At 52.1% G+C, this 16687-nt stretch carries 15 protein-coding genes; 5 read left to right on the top strand and 10 right to left on the bottom strand.

Going from position 1 to position 16687, the window contains the following annotated elements:
* Positions 1 to 7 precede the first annotated feature (7 nt).
* The 4 genes from bioA to GBAG_RS05680 all read left to right on the top strand — a co-directional run bounded on the left by bioA (position 8) and on the right by GBAG_RS05680 (position 3966).
* Positions 8 to 1297 (top strand): adenosylmethionine--8-amino-7-oxononanoate transaminase, encoded by a 1290-nt coding sequence (bioA, locus tag GBAG_RS05695; protein ID WP_034494128.1) that lies wholly within the window; start codon positions 8 to 10, stop codon positions 1295 to 1297.
* A 70-nt stretch (positions 1298 to 1367) separates the two neighbouring features.
* Positions 1368 to 2048: a type 1 glutamine amidotransferase domain-containing protein gene (locus tag GBAG_RS05690; protein WP_034494126.1), complete on the top strand. Its 681-nt coding sequence runs from the start codon at positions 1368 to 1370 to the stop codon at positions 2046 to 2048.
* A 15-nt stretch (positions 2049 to 2063) separates the two neighbouring features.
* On the top strand, positions 2064 to 2540 hold the full coding sequence (locus tag GBAG_RS05685) for a kinase inhibitor (RefSeq protein WP_034494122.1): 477 nt from the start codon (positions 2064 to 2066) through the stop codon (positions 2538 to 2540).
* 127 nt (positions 2541 to 2667) lie between these two features.
* Positions 2668 to 3966: a putative acyl-CoA thioester hydrolase gene (locus tag GBAG_RS05680; RefSeq protein WP_034494121.1), complete on the top strand. Its 1299-nt coding sequence runs from the start codon at positions 2668 to 2670 to the stop codon at positions 3964 to 3966.
* 99 nt (positions 3967 to 4065) lie between these two features.
* Here the strand turns inward: GBAG_RS05680 and pgl are convergent, their stop codons facing one another.
* Positions 4066 to 5064 carry a 6-phosphogluconolactonase gene (gene pgl, locus GBAG_RS05675; RefSeq protein ID WP_034494114.1) on the bottom strand — a complete coding sequence of 333 codons (999 nt, stop codon included), beginning with the start codon at positions 5062 to 5064 and terminating at the stop codon, positions 4066 to 4068.
* A gap of 142 nt (positions 5065 to 5206) precedes the next feature.
* Between pgl and GBAG_RS05670 the strand changes: the two genes are divergently transcribed.
* On the top strand, positions 5207 to 6025 hold the full coding sequence (locus GBAG_RS05670; RefSeq protein ID WP_034494113.1) for a pyridoxal phosphatase: 819 nt from the start codon (positions 5207 to 5209) through the stop codon (positions 6023 to 6025).
* A gap of 50 nt (positions 6026 to 6075) precedes the next feature.
* On the opposite strand, the gene modC is transcribed toward GBAG_RS05670, so the two are convergent.
* From modC to GBAG_RS05625, 9 genes are all read right to left on the bottom strand, one after another.
* Positions 6076 to 7134 (bottom strand): molybdenum ABC transporter ATP-binding protein ModC, encoded by a 1059-nt coding sequence (gene modC, locus GBAG_RS05665; RefSeq protein WP_034494112.1) that lies wholly within the window; start codon positions 7132 to 7134, stop codon positions 6076 to 6078.
* A complete protein-coding gene (modB, locus tag GBAG_RS05660) occupies positions 7134 to 7826 on the bottom strand; it encodes a molybdate ABC transporter permease subunit (protein WP_034494111.1) in 693 nt (230 codons plus the stop codon). The genes modC and modB overlap by 1 nt, the downstream gene beginning before the upstream one ends.
* The gene (modA, locus tag GBAG_RS05655; RefSeq protein WP_034494109.1) at positions 7826 to 8599 is read right to left on the bottom strand and encodes a molybdate ABC transporter substrate-binding protein; all 774 of its coding nucleotides are present in this window, start codon (positions 8597 to 8599) and stop codon (positions 7826 to 7828) included. Before modA ends, modB begins: the two co-directional genes overlap by 1 nt.
* 122 nt (positions 8600 to 8721) lie before the next feature.
* Positions 8722 to 10149 (bottom strand): magnesium transporter, encoded by a 1428-nt coding sequence (mgtE, locus tag GBAG_RS05650; RefSeq protein ID WP_034494107.1) that lies wholly within the window; start codon positions 10147 to 10149, stop codon positions 8722 to 8724.
* Positions 10150 to 10301: 152 nt separating this feature from the next.
* The gene (locus GBAG_RS05645) at positions 10302 to 11948 is read right to left on the bottom strand and encodes a multidrug ABC transporter permease/ATP-binding protein (protein ID WP_034494106.1); all 1647 of its coding nucleotides are present in this window, start codon (positions 11946 to 11948) and stop codon (positions 10302 to 10304) included.
* 84 nt (positions 11949 to 12032) lie between these two features.
* Positions 12033 to 12674 (bottom strand): DNA oxidative demethylase AlkB, encoded by a 642-nt coding sequence (gene alkB, locus GBAG_RS05640; protein ID WP_034494104.1) that lies wholly within the window; start codon positions 12672 to 12674, stop codon positions 12033 to 12035.
* Positions 12674 to 13744, bottom strand: a complete 1071-nt coding sequence (ada, locus tag GBAG_RS05635) for a bifunctional DNA-binding transcriptional regulator/O6-methylguanine-DNA methyltransferase Ada (RefSeq protein ID WP_034494102.1) — start codon at positions 13742 to 13744, stop codon at positions 12674 to 12676. The genes alkB and ada overlap by 1 nt, the downstream gene beginning before the upstream one ends.
* An 81-nt stretch (positions 13745 to 13825) precedes the next feature.
* The gene (gene apbE / locus GBAG_RS05630; protein WP_034494100.1) at positions 13826 to 14866 is read right to left on the bottom strand and encodes an FAD:protein FMN transferase ApbE; all 1041 of its coding nucleotides are present in this window, start codon (positions 14864 to 14866) and stop codon (positions 13826 to 13828) included.
* Positions 14867 to 15006: 140 nt separating this feature from the next.
* Positions 15007 to 16116 (bottom strand): porin OmpC, encoded by a 1110-nt coding sequence (locus tag GBAG_RS05625; RefSeq protein ID WP_034494098.1) that lies wholly within the window; start codon positions 16114 to 16116, stop codon positions 15007 to 15009.
* Positions 16117 to 16687: the final 571 nt, after the last annotated feature.

Here is a 16687-nt window from a genome sequence, read left to right as displayed (position 1 = left end):
TCACCCTATGACCCCTGCTGATTTAGCGTTCGACCGACAACATATCTGGCACCCGTATACTTCCATGACCCAACCGTTACCGGTTTATCCGGTGGTTTCGGCGTCGGGCTGCGAACTACAACTTGCTGATGGTAAAGCCCTTGTTGACGGGATGTCGTCCTGGTGGGCGGCAATTCATGGCTACAATCATCCACGCTTAAATCAGGCGATGAAAGACCAGATTGACCAGATGTCGCACGTGATGTTTGGCGGTATCACGCATCCACCTGCGGTCGCGCTGTGCCGTAAATTAGTTGCCATGACGCCAGAAAACCTTGAGTGCGTGTTCCTCGCTGACTCCGGTTCTGTTGCCGTTGAAGTGGCAATGAAAATGGCGTTGCAGTACTGGCACGCAAAAGGCGAGCCGCGCCAGCGTTTCCTCACCTTCCGTCATGGGTATCACGGCGATACCTTCGGCGCGATGTCGGTCTGCGACCCGGATAACTCCATGCATAGTTTGTGGCAGGGGTATCTTCCGGAGCATCTATTCGCACCCGCACCAAACTGCCGTTTCGGCGATGAATGGGACGAGATGGATATCGTGCCATTTGCCCGTTTAATGGCCGCGCATCGCCATGAAATTGCCGCAATTATTCTTGAGCCTATTGTTCAGGGCGCTGGCGGAATGCGTTTTTATCATCCTGAATGGCTTAAGCGCATTCGCCGCATGTGTGACCGCGAAGGTATTTTGCTGATTGCTGATGAAATCGCCACGGGCTTTGGGCGCACCGGGAAACTCTTTGCCTGCGAACACGCGGGAATTTCACCCGATATTCTGTGTCTCGGCAAAGCTCTGACCGGCGGCACGATGACGCTTTCCGCCACGCTGACGACGCGTCTGGTCGCCGAAACCATCAGCGACGGCGAAGCCGGTTGCTTTATGCATGGCCCGACGTTTATGGGTAACCCCCTGGCCTGTGCCGTTGCCACCGAAAGCCTCGCCTTGCTGGAAGAAAGTCACTGGAAACAACAAGTTAGCGCCATGGAACAACAGTTGTCTGCGGGGCTGAAACCGTTGCTGGACAGTGAGCAAGTGGCTGATGTGCGCGTGCTGGGTGCAATTGGCGTGGTCGAAACTCACCAACCGGTGAATATGGCCGCCCTTCAGGCATTTTTTGTCGAGCAAGGCGTGTGGATTCGTCCATTTGGCCGCCTGATTTACCTGATGCCGCCATACGTTATCAGCCATGAGCAACTGGCAAAATTGATCAACGCCGTAGCACTTGCGGTAGAAAACCCGGCGTTTTTCAAGAGCTGAGCACCAGCAAGCCGCGCGAGTTTGCACTACACTTCGAGGATCTTTTCATGCGCCCAACAGGGAGATTTAGATGAAAATCCTCATGGTTTTAACTTCGCACGATAAACTCGGCAACACCGGCAAACCCACAGGCTTCTGGCTTGAGGAGTTTGCCGCGCCTTATTATGTTTTCCATGACGCCGGTCTGGACGTGACACTCGCTTCTCCAAAAGGCGGGCAACCGCCGCTTGATCCCAAAAGTGATGAGCCGGATGCACAAACTGACGACACCCGCCGTTTCCGTGGCGATTCCGCCGCCCAGAAATTATTAGCGAATACCCAAAAACTTGAGAGCATCAACGCTGATGATTTTGACGCTGTGTTTTATCCCGGCGGCCACGGGCCATTATGGGATCTGGCCGAAGATCAAAACTCCATCAAGCTGATTGAGCAATTCTGGGCTGCGGGTAAACCTGTCGGCGCGGTCTGCCATGCACCGGGCGTTTTGCGCAAAGTTTCAAAACCCGACGGCACGCCGCTGGTCAAAGGTAAACGGGTGACCGGTTTTACCAATAGCGAAGAAGATGGCGTGGGTTTAACCGCTGTCGTGCCTTTCCTGGTGGAAGATGAGCTGAAAAATGCCGGGGGGTTATATGAGCGCACCGACGACTGGGGCGAATATGCGGTGGTTGACGGGCATTTAGTCACAGGGCAAAACCCAGCGTCTTCGGCTATTGCTGCCCAGGAATTGCTAAAACTACTCGATCTATAGTTAAAGGGAGCGGTCATGAAACTCATTAGTCAGGATATTAAAGAAGGTGACAAATTGCCCGCCCGCCATGTGTTTAATGGCATGGGTTACGAAGGCGATAACCTTTCGCCGCATCTGGCCTGGGATGATGTTCCTGAGGGAACCAAAAGTTTTGTCGTGACTTGTTATGACCCGGACGCACCGACGGGTTCCGGCTGGTGGCACTGGGTTGTGGCGAATTTACCTGCCGATACGCGCGTATTGCCGCAAGGCGCGGGTTCGGGGTTAGCCGCCCTGCCAGAACCCGCCGTTCAGACGCGAACCGATTTCGGACAAGCGGGCTACGGCGGTGCCGCACCACCAAAAGGTGAGACACATCGCTATATCTTTACCGTTCACGCCATTGATGTTGAAACCCTTGAAGTTGATGAGAATGCATCAGGGGCGATGGTCGGTTTTAACGTTCACTTCCACTCTTTAGGCAGTGCCTCGATTACCGCGATGTTCAGTTAATCCACTTTTTATGAAGCCGATTTGCACAATCGGCTTCCTGTTTTGCTCAACTTAGTATAAAAAAGCAGGCTTTCAGATCCCCTTTTAAAATTGCATTCTTTTTAATTTGCACTGCAAGGAGCAAGCCTTGAACACAATTTCGGTTACTCGTCGGGCAGCCGTGCTCGCTTTTGCTATGGCTTTGTCTGCCTGTAGCTCAACGCCTCCGGAAGACCGCCCTTCAACACAAGTGGCGCCTGGCACCCAATCCCGTCCGGTTCTTTCTGGGGATGAAGCGCAGAACTTTGTTCAGGCGCGCTACTTCTCGTCTAAGAATAAAGATGAAGCCCCGTGGACACCGTCTTCTATTCGCATTCCTGCGCAACCTGACTTTGTTGTGGGTGCCGCTGGTGGCGAAGGTGTGACGCATACTTCGATTCAGGCCGCCGTCGATGCAGCCATGATTAAGCACAGCAACGCGCGCCAGTACATTGCTATTCAGCCGGGCGAATATGCCGGTACGGTTTATGTGCCAGCAGGCTCCGGTAGCGTCACGCTGTACGGCACCACCGATAACGCAAGCGATGTCAAAATCACGATGCCTCTGGACTCAGAAATTGACGTGAATACCTGGCGTCGTGCGGTTAACCCATCAGGCAAATATATGCCGGGTAAACCAGCCTGGTATATGTTCGATAATTGCCAGAGCAAGCGTAGCGCGACCGTTGGCATTATGTGTTCCGCAGTAGTGTGGTCACAGAACAATGGCTTGCAGATGCAAAACCTGACTATCGCCAACACCCTGGGTGACAGCGTTGATGCGTCTAATCATCAGGCAGTGGCGCTGCGTACCGATGGCGATAAAGTTCAGTTGAACAATGTTCACCTGCTGGGCCGTCAGAATACTTTCTTCGTGACCAACAGCGATGTACAAAACCGCCTGTTGACCGATCGCCAGCCGCGTACTCTGGTGACGAACAGCTATATCGAGGGTGATGTGGATGTGGTGGCCGGCCGTGGCGCGGTGGTGTTTGATAACACTGATTTCCGTCTGGTCAATAGCCGTACTCCAGAAGGTTCGGTGTTCGCACCTGCCACTCTGCCAAATATTTATTACGGTTTCCTGGCCATCAACAGCCGCTTTAGCGCTGCTGGCGATAACACCGCACAATTGGGTCGCGCCTGGGATGTTGAAGCGAGCGAAAACGGTTACAGCGCAGGCCAGACGTCTAACGGCCAGGTTGTTATCCGTGACAGCGTGATTAACGAAGGCTTCAACAATGCGAAACCGTGGGGTGATGCCGCAGGTTCTAAGCGTCCGTTTACCGGCAATACCGGAACCAAAGGCGAGAAAGGCGAAATTCAGCGAGATCTGAATGATGCCAACGCGAACCGCATGTGGGAATTCAACAACCGCGGTGTAGGTAGTTCTGTGGTTACTGAGTAAAATCAGCGTCGAAACGGTGGATGACGCTTACGCTTATCCACCCTACATCGCAACAAAACAAAAAACCTCGCCCAGGCGAGGTTTTTTTATGCTTAAAAATCAATGGGCGTTAACAACAACCCACATCGGGCCTTGCCCTACGGCATAACGGCCTTTCTCTTCGAGTAAACCTTGCTCACCGGTGATCTGATAAACCGCGATATGGTGCGATTTCTGCCCTGCGGCAATCAGATATTTACCACTGTGGTCAACGTTAAAGCCGCGTGGTTGATTTTCCGTTGGCTGGTAGCCTTCCACCGCAAGCACGCTGCCGTCTTCCGAGACGCTAAATACGGTGATGATGCTGGCGGTACGGTCGCAGGTATACAGATGGCGGCCATCCGGCGTGATGTGAATATCAGCCGCCCAACGGGTGTCTGAGAAACCTGGAGGCATGATATCCAGCGTTTGCACGCATTCAATTTTGCCGTAAGCATTTTTCAGCTCCCAGACATCTACAGAGCCGTTCAGTTCGTTGACGCAGTAACCGTATTGCTGATTCGGGTGGAATGCCATATGGCGCGGGCCAGCCCCTTCAACGGTGGTCACTTCCGCTGGGGTTTGAGCGACCAGATGACCGTCGTCAGACAAGGTGAACTGGCAAATGCGGTCTTGCTTGAGCGCAGGCACCCATAGCGTGCGGTTATCAGGCGAAATGTTAGCGGAATGGCAACCTTCCAGGCCTTCAACCACATCCACAACATCACCCGGCAGGCCGTCGTTAGCCAGACTCACAACACTGACACTTCCGGCATTATAAGACGCGCTGAACAGGAAACGGCCCTGATGGTCGGTAGAGATATGCGTTGGGCTTCCCGGTATTGCCGTCACACCCGCTTCCGTTAGCGTGCCGTCATCCGGCGTAATGCGGTATGCAATAACGCGAAACTCAGGGCGCACGCCCACATACAGGTAACGTTTGTCCGGGCTAATTACCATTGGCTGAACCTGGCCTGGGGCATCAACAACCTGCACCAGAGTCAGTTCACCATTTTGGTTAAGTTGCCAGACGTGAATTTGCTGGCTTTCCGGGCTGGCGGTATAGACTGTTTGTTTCATGAAATCTCTCTCCTCCCAACGTCTTGAGTAATAGTCACAAGGGTAGTGCGTTTTACCGACTCGTGTTGTCATTTTGAACAACGCCGCAAGCGGTGTAACATCGGCACAGGCCTTATGATTCTGAATTTGACTGGAACCCTAAATGACTTATCGCGTAATCGCCCTTGATCTCGACGGCACGTTACTCACGCCGCAAAAAACTATTCTTCCTGAATCACTGACAGCTTTACAACGCGCACGTGACGCTGGCGTGAAAGTTGTCATTGTGACGGGACGTCATCACGTTGCCATTCATCCTTTTTATCAGGCACTGGCTTTAGAAACACCTGCAATTTGCTGTAATGGGACTTATTTGTATGATTATCATGCGAAAAAGGTGCTTGAGTCCGATCCGTTGCAGCCCGCGCAAGCAAACCAGCTGCTTGATTTACTGGATGCCCACAATGTTCATGGGCTGATGTATGTCGATGAAGCAATGCTGTATCAGGAAACCACCGGGCACGTTTTACGTACCGAAAACTGGGCGAAATCGCTGCCAGAATCCCAGCGTCCGGTGTTCCGCCATGTGAACTCGCTGCGTGAAGCGGCGCATGATGTCGAGTCTATCTGGAAGTTTGCGCTGACGGATGAAGACACCGTGAAGCTGAAAAACTTCACCCGGGTGGTTGAACATGAATTGGGACTGGCGTGCGAATGGTCATGGCATGATCAGGTTGATGTTGCGCAAAGCGGTAACAGCAAAGGCATGCGTCTGGCGCGCTGGGTTGAATCGCAAGGCTTATCTATGAGCGATGTGATGGCTTTCGGCGATAACTTTAACGATTTAAGTATGCTGGAAAGTGCCGGACTTGGCGTGGCGATGGGTAATGCCGATGATGCCATTAAAGAACGTGCCGATTTGGTGATTGGCACCAATCTGGAAACCGGTATCGCTGAGACGATTTATAAGCATTTGATTTAAAACGGTGAAAATGGTGGATGACGCTGTGCTTATCCACCCTACCGATCCCGCTATGCCGTTATCGACACGCTTTTGATTTGGGCGTACAACCACTGGCCCGGTTTTATCATTAGCTCATCTCTTGCCCACGGGCTAATCCGCGCCCACAGCGTTCGCGAACCCACTTCCAGTTGCACTTCTACCTGCCCTTCATCGTCATAACACTGAGCCACTTTGGCACGCAGCACGTTACGAATACTGCTGTTGACCGGCGGCTGGAGAATCAACGAAACGTCTGATGCCTGAATGCGAATACGCAACGACGCCTGCAACGGTTTATCGAGTTTGTTGACCCATAAATGCTGATCGCCGAGCGCAAGTGCCGTCATGGCGTAATGTGGATGATGCTCGAGCACCGTCACTTTCAGCACGCTACTTTGCTGCTCTTTAGGCAACCACGGATGCATCACACTGCTGCCCCAAACCTCTTCCAGATTGCCAAAAGCTTTGACTTCACCGCCATCGAGCACCAGCACTTTATCCGCCAGATGCAGAATTTCTTCCAGCGAGTGGCTGACGTAAAGCATCGGGATATTAATTTCCCGCGCCAGACGTTGCAGATACGGCAGCAGTTCGCGCTTGCGGGGGATATCCAGCGAGGCGAGCGGTTCATCTAACAGCAGCAGTTCAGGCGAAGTTAATAAAGCGCGACCAATCGCCACGCGCTGTTTTTCCCCACCGGACAAACTCCATGGGAAACGTTCTAACAGCGGCTCAATACCTAACAGCGCCACCAGTTTATCGAACTGCCCGGCAGCGGATCGCGGCATACCGTATTTTAGATTGCCGCGCACGCGGTAGTGTGGGAACAGGCGCGCATCCTGAAACACATAGCCAATTCGGCGTTTTTCAGGGGCCAGGAAACGCTTATTCTCGGCATCGCTCAGTACGCGGTCGTTCAGGACAATTCGCCCTTGTTGCGGGTGAGTCAGGCCGCTAATGGCATTAATCAGCGAGGTTTTACCCGCACCAGAAACACCAAATACCGCAGTAATCCCCTGCCCCGGCAACGTTTCATTTATGGCTAAACGATGCTCTCCCAGCGTCTGAACGAAATTTAGCTCCAGCATCAGAGTGCCCCTATCCGTTTACGGCTCTGGCGGGCCAGCCATTCCGCCACCAGCAAAGACGCCAACGCCAGCACAATGGAAATCACGCACAAACGCGCTGCCGCACTTTCGCCGCCAGGGGTTTGAATCAGGGTGTACATCGCCGAAGGAATGGTGCGGGTTTCGCCAGGAATATTGGAAACGAAGGTGATTGTGGCGCCGAATTCACCGAGCGAGCGGGCAAATGCCAGTACGGTGCCGGCAATAATTCCCGGCAACGTGAGCGGTAAGGTGATGGTGCAGAACACTCGCCAGCGCCCGGCACCGAGCGTGCGTGCAGCCTGTTCGAGTTTCATATCCACACCTTCGAGCGCAAGGCGAATCGCTCGCACCATCAGCGGGAAGGACATCACCGCCGCCGCCAATACTGCGCCGCGCCAGCTAAACGCAAAGGTGATTCCAAAAACGTCGTAAATCCAGGCACCAATTACGCCACGTCTGCCCATCGCAATCAGCAATAAATAACCAACGACTACAGGGGGGAGAACTAATGGGAGATGGATGATGCTGTCGAGCAGGGCTTTGCCGGGGAACCGGCAACGCACCAGCACCCAGGCAAAGAAGATCCCAAAAGGGAGGCTAAATAGCACCGCAAGGGTCGAGACTTTCAGGCTCAGCAGTACCGCCTGCCATTCGGGATCGGTCAATATCATTACTTAGTCGTAAATCCGTAACGTTGGAAGATAGCTGCCGCTTCCGGTCCTTTCAGATAAGTGTAAAACGCGCTAACGGTTGGGTTATCGTGGCCTTTCACAATCGCAATCGGATATTCCACTTTCTTGTGGGAAACCTCCGGGAATGTGCCAACCACTTTCACGCCTTTACTCGCCACCGCATCGGAACCGTAAACGATACCCATCGGCGCTTCATCACGTTCAACCAAAGCCAGTGCGCCACGCACATCTTCTGCCGGCGCTAATTTTGGTGAGAGCGTATCCCATGCGCCTAATTTTTGCAGCGCTTCTTTGGCATAAATGCCTGCTGGAACGTGGTCCGGGTCGCCAACGGCCAGACGGCCACCGTTGAGCAATGAAGCCCAGTCAGTTTTAGCGTCAATAGCAACATCGCCAATTTTGCTGGCTTTCGGTGCAACGACTACCAGGCTGTTGCCGAGCAGCGTTTCGCGAGAATCGGTTTTAATCGCGTCTTTGCTGACGGCGTAATCCATCCATTTCTGGTCGGCAGAAATGAATAAATCCGCAGGAGCACCGGCTTCAATCTGGCGCGCAAGCGTTGAAGATGAAGCAAAAGAAGACGCGATCTGAACCGTGGTGCCTTTCTGATATTGCGTGGCAATATCCTGCATCGCGTTAGTTAATGACGCCGCTGCAAAGACGGTAATTTTGCTGTTATCGGCAAATGCCTGCCCGACCAATGTGACGCTCAATGCCGCGCCTAATGCGAGACGTACCCACTGCTTAGCCATGTTTTACTCCACTGAGTTTCGTTATGTAGTGTGTAATATAACGATGCAAGCAAAGAAATTACAGAACTTATCGGCACATTTGGCGGAAAGTTTATTCACGAACTGCATGCAAGTCGCTCTGGCTAAAGCAAAAATATCGTCGCGAGGCCGAGGAAAATAAAGAAACCGCCGGTGTCGGTAATCGCAGTAATCATCACGCTGGAACCGACTGCCGGGTCTTTGCCCATCCGAATCATGAAAATGGGGATCAACACGCCCATCAGTGACGCCACCAGCAGGTTGAGTATCATCGCCAGCGTCATTACCCCGCCCAATGCGAGATCGTCATAGAGAAGCCACGTTACGCCACCCATCACACCGCCCCAGATAATGCCGTTAATCAGGGCGACGCCCAGTTCGCGCAACACCAGAAACGAGAAGTTTCCCGGCTGAATGTGTTGGAGCGCCAGCGCACGCACAATCATGGTGATGGTCTGGTTGCCCGTGTTACCGCCAATTCCCGCAACAATCGGCATCAACGACGCTAACGCCACCAGTTGCGAAATGGTATGTTCAAACAGGCCGATAACGCGTGAGGCGACAAAGGCGGTACACAAATTTAGCGCCAGCCACGCCCAACGTGCTTTAACCGCTTTGCTGACGGGGGCAAACACATCTTCTTCGGCGCTCAAACCACCCATACGGCGCAAATCGTTATCGGTTTCTTCATAAACCACATCGACGATTTCGTCGATGGTCAGGCGACCAATCAGTTTGCCGCTGCTGTCGATAACCGCCGCACTGACTAAGTCATCACGCTCAAACGTTCGCGCCGCAACTTCATCATTATCTTCCGGGGCAAAACAGGTCGGGTTGTCGTCCATGACGTTAATCACCAGCGTTTGCGGCGCATGCAGCAAAATGGTGGTAAGACCGAGTTCGCCCAACAAGGTTTTATCCCGCGTGGTGACGAAAACTTTATCGGTGTTTTGCGGCACTTTGCCACGCAAACGCAGAAAACGTTGCACCACGGCGAGCGTGACATCGGCCCGTACAGTGATCACTTCGAAATCCATAATTGCGCCGACGCTGTGCTTTTCGTAATGCAGCACTTGTCTGACGCGAGTGCGCTGTTCTTGCGGCAATGTCGCCAGCAAGCGGCCCATCAAGTCGCGGGGAAGATATTGCGCGAGGTAAATTTGGTCGTCGATATCCAGCGGGCGAATAATATTGAGCAACGCTTTGTCGCTCATATCTTCAATCAGGTCATCCCAGACGGTTTCCGAGGCTTCGATCAGCACTTTGCCGCGCTTCTCTTCCTTCACCAGGCTCCACAATGCGTGGCGCTCTTCCGTCGGTAACGCTTCGAGCACATCGGCGAGATCGGCGGCGGGCAATCGCGCCACCAGGGTCACGATTTCGGCAATATCCTGCTCGGGGGTATGAGCGTCCGGCTGTGGGATTTTATCGAGAATGCCGGTAGCAACGGCTTTATTGGTTAACAGAATCTGGAGGATTCTGGCTCGGTCTTGCGCACGCTGTTTTGTGCTGTACTTTGGAGTGACAGACATCTGGCAGTTTTCCCTGTGAACGACGAGCTAAGTTATAGCCTGTCGGGGAACAGATAACCAGATTTTGTCGGATGACGCTTGCGCTTATCCGACCTACGGGTTCGGTGTTGTGGGGTGGATATGCGATAGCGTCATCCACCCATTGGAAAAGATCAGTTACCGGTTCGGGCGACGGCATCTCGCGAAGCGTTATCACGATCGTGACCGGTTAACTCGCTCAACTGACCCTGGCGCATCTCCAGCAAACGATCGGCATGGATAAAGTAGTGATCGTCATGGCTGATAGCAAAAATGGTTTTACCCATTTGCTGCATAAGTGGCAACAGCGTCTGGTAGAACTCGCGGCGGAAATGAGGATCCTGATCGGCGGCCCATTCATCGAGCAGAATGATGTCACGCTCTTCTGCTAACGCCAGCAGTAACGCCACGCGTTTTTTCTGCCCTTTCGAGAGTTTCAGATTAAGGATTGTGCCGTTATCCAATTCCAGCTTGTGGCTCATTTGCAGGCGCTCAAGCCAGGTCGCCACCAGCTCAGGATTCGCCTGTTCGCCCTGCGGGCCAAGCAGGCGGTCAAATAGCCACACATCCGTAAATACCGCTGAAAAGAGTTTGCGATAATCATCCTGATTGCTGGCATCAATCTTTTGCCCATCCAGATAGATTGCGCCAGACACCGGCTGGTAAAGTCCGGTCAGCAGCATCGCCATGGTGGATTTACCGCTACCATTGCCACCAATCAGGAACAGCAGTTCGCCACGTTCAATTTTCAGGTTCAGCGGCCCGACAGAGAAAGTATTGTCGCCGTACTGGAACACCACATCACGCATTTCCAGCGTTTGCCAGCGAACCGGCTCTTTGCTGCGCGGGAATGCCGCATCGTAAGGCGCCAGGTGGAATTTGTTGAGTTTGTTGAATGCGACTTGTGCCGTTAATAATGTTGGCAATGCGCCAACCGCCGAAAGCATAGGCGTGCGTAAGAAAAGCAGCGTCAGGGAGAATGTTGCCGCCACGTTGGTATCAGACCAGCCGAGGCTGTTTGCCATCCAGAACACCAGGCCAATCACGCCGAGCATCATAATATTCGACCAGTTCACCGCGCTCAGATGGTAGGTATCAGCGCGAATAATATGGCTGCGATAATCGTTGGCATGAGGAATATAGGTGTCTTCATAGACGCGTTCCGCACGCTCACGGTTTAACGCCAGTTCTTTGCGTCCTTCAATAACGGTCTGATAATCGTTATAAAGCTGGTCTTCAATTTCACGCAGTTGCGCCAGGTGTTTGTAAACCCGCGCCACCAGTACATAGCCGCCATAGATAGTCACCGCCACCCAAATCGCCGTGACACCGAGCATTTTTGGCGACAGCCACGCCAGATAAGCCGCTGAACCGAAGGTTAAAATAATCCCCTGAACCAGTTCCGGCAGGCGTACAAAAGCAATGGTAATGTTGCGTACATCGCTGGTTAAACCTGCGAGCAGCGCCGCATTACCGAGTTGTTCAACGCGTTCAACGTGAGTGTCCATCAGGCGTTTGATAAATTCGCTGCGCAGACGGAAAACGAAATGGTGGCCGAGTGTGGTCAGCGCTAATTGTGAGCCTAACGTCACCGCCATTAATAGCAGTAACAGACCCAGAAATTCAGGCAAAACCGAAAGGGAAATATCAGGCGTTTCAATCAAGCGCTGGTTGATAAAGGCAATTAAGCCAATACCAAGCGCCGCGCTGAGCAAACTCAGCGCCATGACTATCAAGAAAGGCCAGCGGTACTGCCGGAAAACCACACGCAAAAGTTCCATTACTCACAACCCGTAAAACGAAAACAGCGAGCAGTTTAAACGGCTGGCATCCAACAGCAAGAATAATTCTTATTAATATTCGTGTTAACGGGTATGGCGGAAAGTAATGTTGTAACGAAACTCGCCAGTTGCGCTGTGTTGGCCAGTTTTAAGCGGCAAAATACCGTGGTAAAAAAGGCGAGAAGCGCCGCCCCACACCACTACATCGCCGTGTTCGAGCATCACACGCTTAAGCGGGTCATTGCGTTTAAGGCCGCCAAACTGAAACACAGCCGGGAGACCAAGCGAGACAGAGACTATCGGCTGTTGCAAGTTCAGCTCGTCTTTGTCCTGATGCAACGAAAGTTTAGCCCCCACGGCGTAGCGGTTAATCAGGCAGGCATCAGGCGCAAAGCCAGGATATCCAGCCGCTTTTGATGCGGCATCCGATAGCTCACGAAAAATCGTCGGCATTGCGGGCCAAGGCTGCGAAGTGAGTGGGTCAATGGGTGAATAGAGATAGCCGTGGCTGTCGGTTGTCCAGCCAACATCACCGCAGTTGGTCATCGCCACGGACATGGTGTATCCGCCGGGTGTGACCATCTGGCGAAACGGAGAACGGTCAGCCAACAGAGAAATTTGCCCGAGAAGCTGTCGCGCATCGGCACAGGCAAAGCGGCGCAGAATCACCGCCCCTTCCGCCAGTGGCTCCTGCCAGGGCGCTTCATCGGCAAATAAATCAAGCATCACTCCTCCCGCTGTTTGGCTTCAATCTCAAGTAACTGACGCTTACGGTCCACACCCCAACGGTACCCGGAAAGCGCTCCGTCGTTACGCACTACACGATGGCAAGGAATAACAACCGCCAGTTTGTTGGCCGCGCATGCTCCCGCAACGGCACGAACGGCCTGCGGTTTACCGATGCGCTGGGCGATATCGCTATAGCTCGCCGTTTGCCCCGCCGGGATTTGACGCAAGGCTTGCCAGACTTGTTGCTGAAATGCGGTACCCTGAATATCCAGCGGTAAAGCAACCTGCTGGCCCGGATGTTCAAGCACGCTCACCACCTGCGCCACTCGTCGGGCAAATGATTCATCGCCCACATCAAGTGAAGAATTCGGGAACAACGTTTCCAGCTCGTGAATCAAACTTTGTGCATCGTTACCTAACAGTATGGCGCAAATCCCGCGCTCACTCTGGGCAACCAGGAATTCGCCCAATCGGCAAGAACCGACCACAAATTGAATGGTAGCGCGCGCTCCCCCCCGACGATATTGCTTTGCCGTCATCCCGAGAACCTCATTTGCCTGCTGATAAAAATTGCTCCCGGACTGATAGCCCGCCTCGAAAACAGCGCGAGTCACTCCTTCACCTTCATTAAGTTGCTCGCGCAGGCGTTTGGCACGAAGCGCTTTTTGCCAGGCGTGGGGCGTTAAGCCAGTGACCTGTTTGAAAAGGCGGTGAAAGTGAAATGGGCTCATAGCCACACGTACCGCAAGTTCAGCCAGCACAATCGGCTCGCTGCTGGCTTCGAGAATTCGGCAAGCCTCAGTGATACGGTCAATACGCTGCTGCTCTGGCGCCGGTTTATCAGGCTGGCAGCGTTTGCATGGCCGAAAACCAGCATCGACTGCAGCGGCAACATTTTCAAAGAACAGGACATTTTTGCGTAATGGGTGGCGTGCGCTGCAAGAGGGGCGGCAGCAAATTCCTGTCGTTTTCACGGCAAAAACAAACTGCTCATCGGCGCGATTATCGCGGGTTTCCACGGCCTGCCAGCGGCTTTCATCGCTGACTTCGTCAAAAAATTGTTTCATGACTGGCTCCTGTTTTTGCTGTCATGGTATGACTTTGACAGCATAGGTGTGCTGAGAAACCCGCAATCTTGCTTTCTAATTTTACTCGCTGAGTAAGAAGGTTTTAAACTGCGGCGACATCCACGTAGTAAAACTATCGCCCTCTTTGGTGATCAAATAGACTGCCAGCCCCTCTTTTTCTGCGACCTGTTTCGCTTTTTCCGTACCGAGCACCATCAGGCCGGTGTCCCATCCATCAGCCTCCATCGCGGTCGGGGAAATCACGGTTGCCGAAACGAGTTTGTGCTGAATTGGCTGGCCGGTTTTGGGATCAATCACGTGCGACAGGCGCTTGCCGTCGAGTTCGTAATAATTGCGATAGCTTCCGGATGTGCTGATTCCGTGGCCATTGAGATCAACCACCGCCTGTACCGCGTTTTCACGGTCGGTAGGTTTCTGGATAGCGACTCGCCAGGCTTTGCCATCAGCGTTAGTGCCACGCGTTACCACGGCGCCACCGACGGAAACCAGATAACGGCTAATACCGTTTTGTTCCATTAAACGCGCCAGATGATCGGCCGCGTAACCTTCGCCCATCGTGGAAAGATCCACATACAAGCCAGGCAGATCTTTTTGCAGGAACTGATTCCCGGCCTGGTTAATCACCGTCAGATGATGCAAACCGGTTAGCGCTCTGGCGGCGTCAATTTGTGCCTGATCCGGCGTTTTGACGGGTTGTTTATCCGGGCCAAATCCCCACAGATTTACCAGCGGCCCAACGGTAATGTCCATCGCGCCGTCCGTTTTCGCCCCGATTCGCAAGGCCATGGTCACAATATCGCTCATCGCTTCGGCAACCGGATAGGGTTGGGTTGATACCGACTGATTGAAAAGCGAGAGCGCAGAATCTTTTTTATAGGTCGACAATAGGCGGTCATCACCGTCTAACTGCGCCTGGATTTTTTCACGCAGTTCCGTCTGACGGGCGTTGTCCACTCCCGCAACACTGGCACGCCAGTAGGTGCCCATGGTTTTGCCTTCCAGCACCATACCGGAATTACCTTTGACCGTTGGGTTATCACAGCCTGCTAAAGCGCCCAGAACTATGGCAAACAGGCCATAGCGTAGTAATCGTAAGTCCATTGTTTCTCTCTCCTGTTTGAGCGCAAAAGGGTACACCAACTGGCAAAAAAATTGCCTTAAAAGTAAAGGTTGTTGAGGGTTCAGACGTAAAAAAGGCGCCCTAAAGGCGCCTTTTACAACTAACACTGCGTAGGCAGGTATTAGAACTGGTAAACCAGACCAACACCTACGATGTCATCGGTATTAACACCGGCATCACGGGTGAAGTTGTTGTCATCCATCAGGTTGATTTTGTAATCAACGTAGGTAGACATGTTTTTGTTGAAGTAGTAAGTCGCGCCAACATCAACATATTTAACCAGATCCTGGTCGCCGTAACCTTCGATGTCTTTGCCTTTAGACTGCAGGTAAGCAACGGAAGGACGCAGACCGAAGTCGAACTGGTACTGTGCTACAACTTCAAAGTTCTGAGCTTTGTTAGCAAAGCCAGAAACCAGAGAGTCGCTGCCACCGAAGCGAGACGCATTGTAAGTCTGGGTATACTGCGCTGCCAGGTAGATGTTGTTAGCGTCATATTTCATGCCGCCGCTGTAAGTTTCAGCGCGATCGCCTTCACCCAAGTAACGATCGCTGTTTTGATCGGAAGTACGCTTGGAGCTAGAAATCGCTGAACCGATGCTGAAGCCTTCGCCCAGATCATAAGTCAGGGAACCGCCGAAGCCGTCACCGTTCTGTTTCAGAGCGCCACGGCCGTTAGCGGTAGAACCTTCACCAGAAACGCTGCCGTTTTTACCCTGGTATTGCAGAGCAAAGTTCAGGCCGTCAACCAGACCGAAGAAGTCGGTGTTACGGTAAGTTGCAACGCCGTTTGCACGAGATTGCATGAAGTTATCAGAACCATAAGTGTCGCCGCCAAATTCTGGCAGAACGTCGGTCCATGAAGTTACGTCGTATACAACGCCGTAGTTACGACCGTAGTCGAATGAACCGTAGTCAGCAAAACGCACACCTGCGAAGCCCAGACGAGTCCACGCCTGATCGCTGCTGCCTTCGGTGTTGTTTGCTTGAACGTTGTATTCCCACTGGCCGTAACCGGTCAGTTGGTCATTAATCTGAGTTTCGCCTTTGAAACCGATACGAACATAAGACTGGTCACCGTCTTGACCATCGTTGTCAGAAAAGTAATGTAAGCCATCTACTTTACCGTACAGATCTAATTTGTTGCCGTCTTTGTTATAAATTTCGGCCGCATGAGCGGTGCCTGCTACCAGCAATGCTGGAACCAGGAGGGACAGTACTTTAACTTTCATGTTATTAACCCTCTGTTATATGCCTTTTTATATGCCACTGCTTACTGATTGTTTTTCCAATCAGTCGGCGAACCCATTGTCCAAAACAAATACAGATTAATCCAATCCGAATATGATACTAAAACCATAGAGATGTTTCATTTATCCATATAGGTGTTTCAAAATGTAAATATGACGGAACTTTTTTCAGCACGAAAAGACAATTATATAAGCACTAAAAGTTAAAACAAATAAAACACAAAGCAAAATCAACCACTTAATGCAAAATAAAATCAGTAGCACTGAATGATAAAACATACTGCTGATTTATATATAAAATAACTCCCGCTATCATCATTAACTTTATTTATTACCGTCATTCATCTCTGAATGTCTGTTTACCCCTATTTTGGACCGGATGCTTGCATCCGGTTTTTTTTACGCTTCTTTACGTAACTTTAATCATTCTGTGCTACTCCCTTCAAAAATGTAATGACTATTAAGAAATCCGCCCTCAACACGATTAATGCCGCTTCGCTTAGCCGGAAGTTTTTCAAAGAAGAAAATCCAAATAAAATATCATTTCAAATAT

The organism is Buttiauxella agrestis ATCC 33320, assembly GCF_000735355.1.
GTDB lineage: Bacteria > Pseudomonadota > Gammaproteobacteria > Enterobacterales > Enterobacteriaceae > Buttiauxella > Buttiauxella agrestis.
Note: the sequence above shows the minus strand (reverse complement) of the source record. Positions and strands in the feature narration are given on the sequence as shown.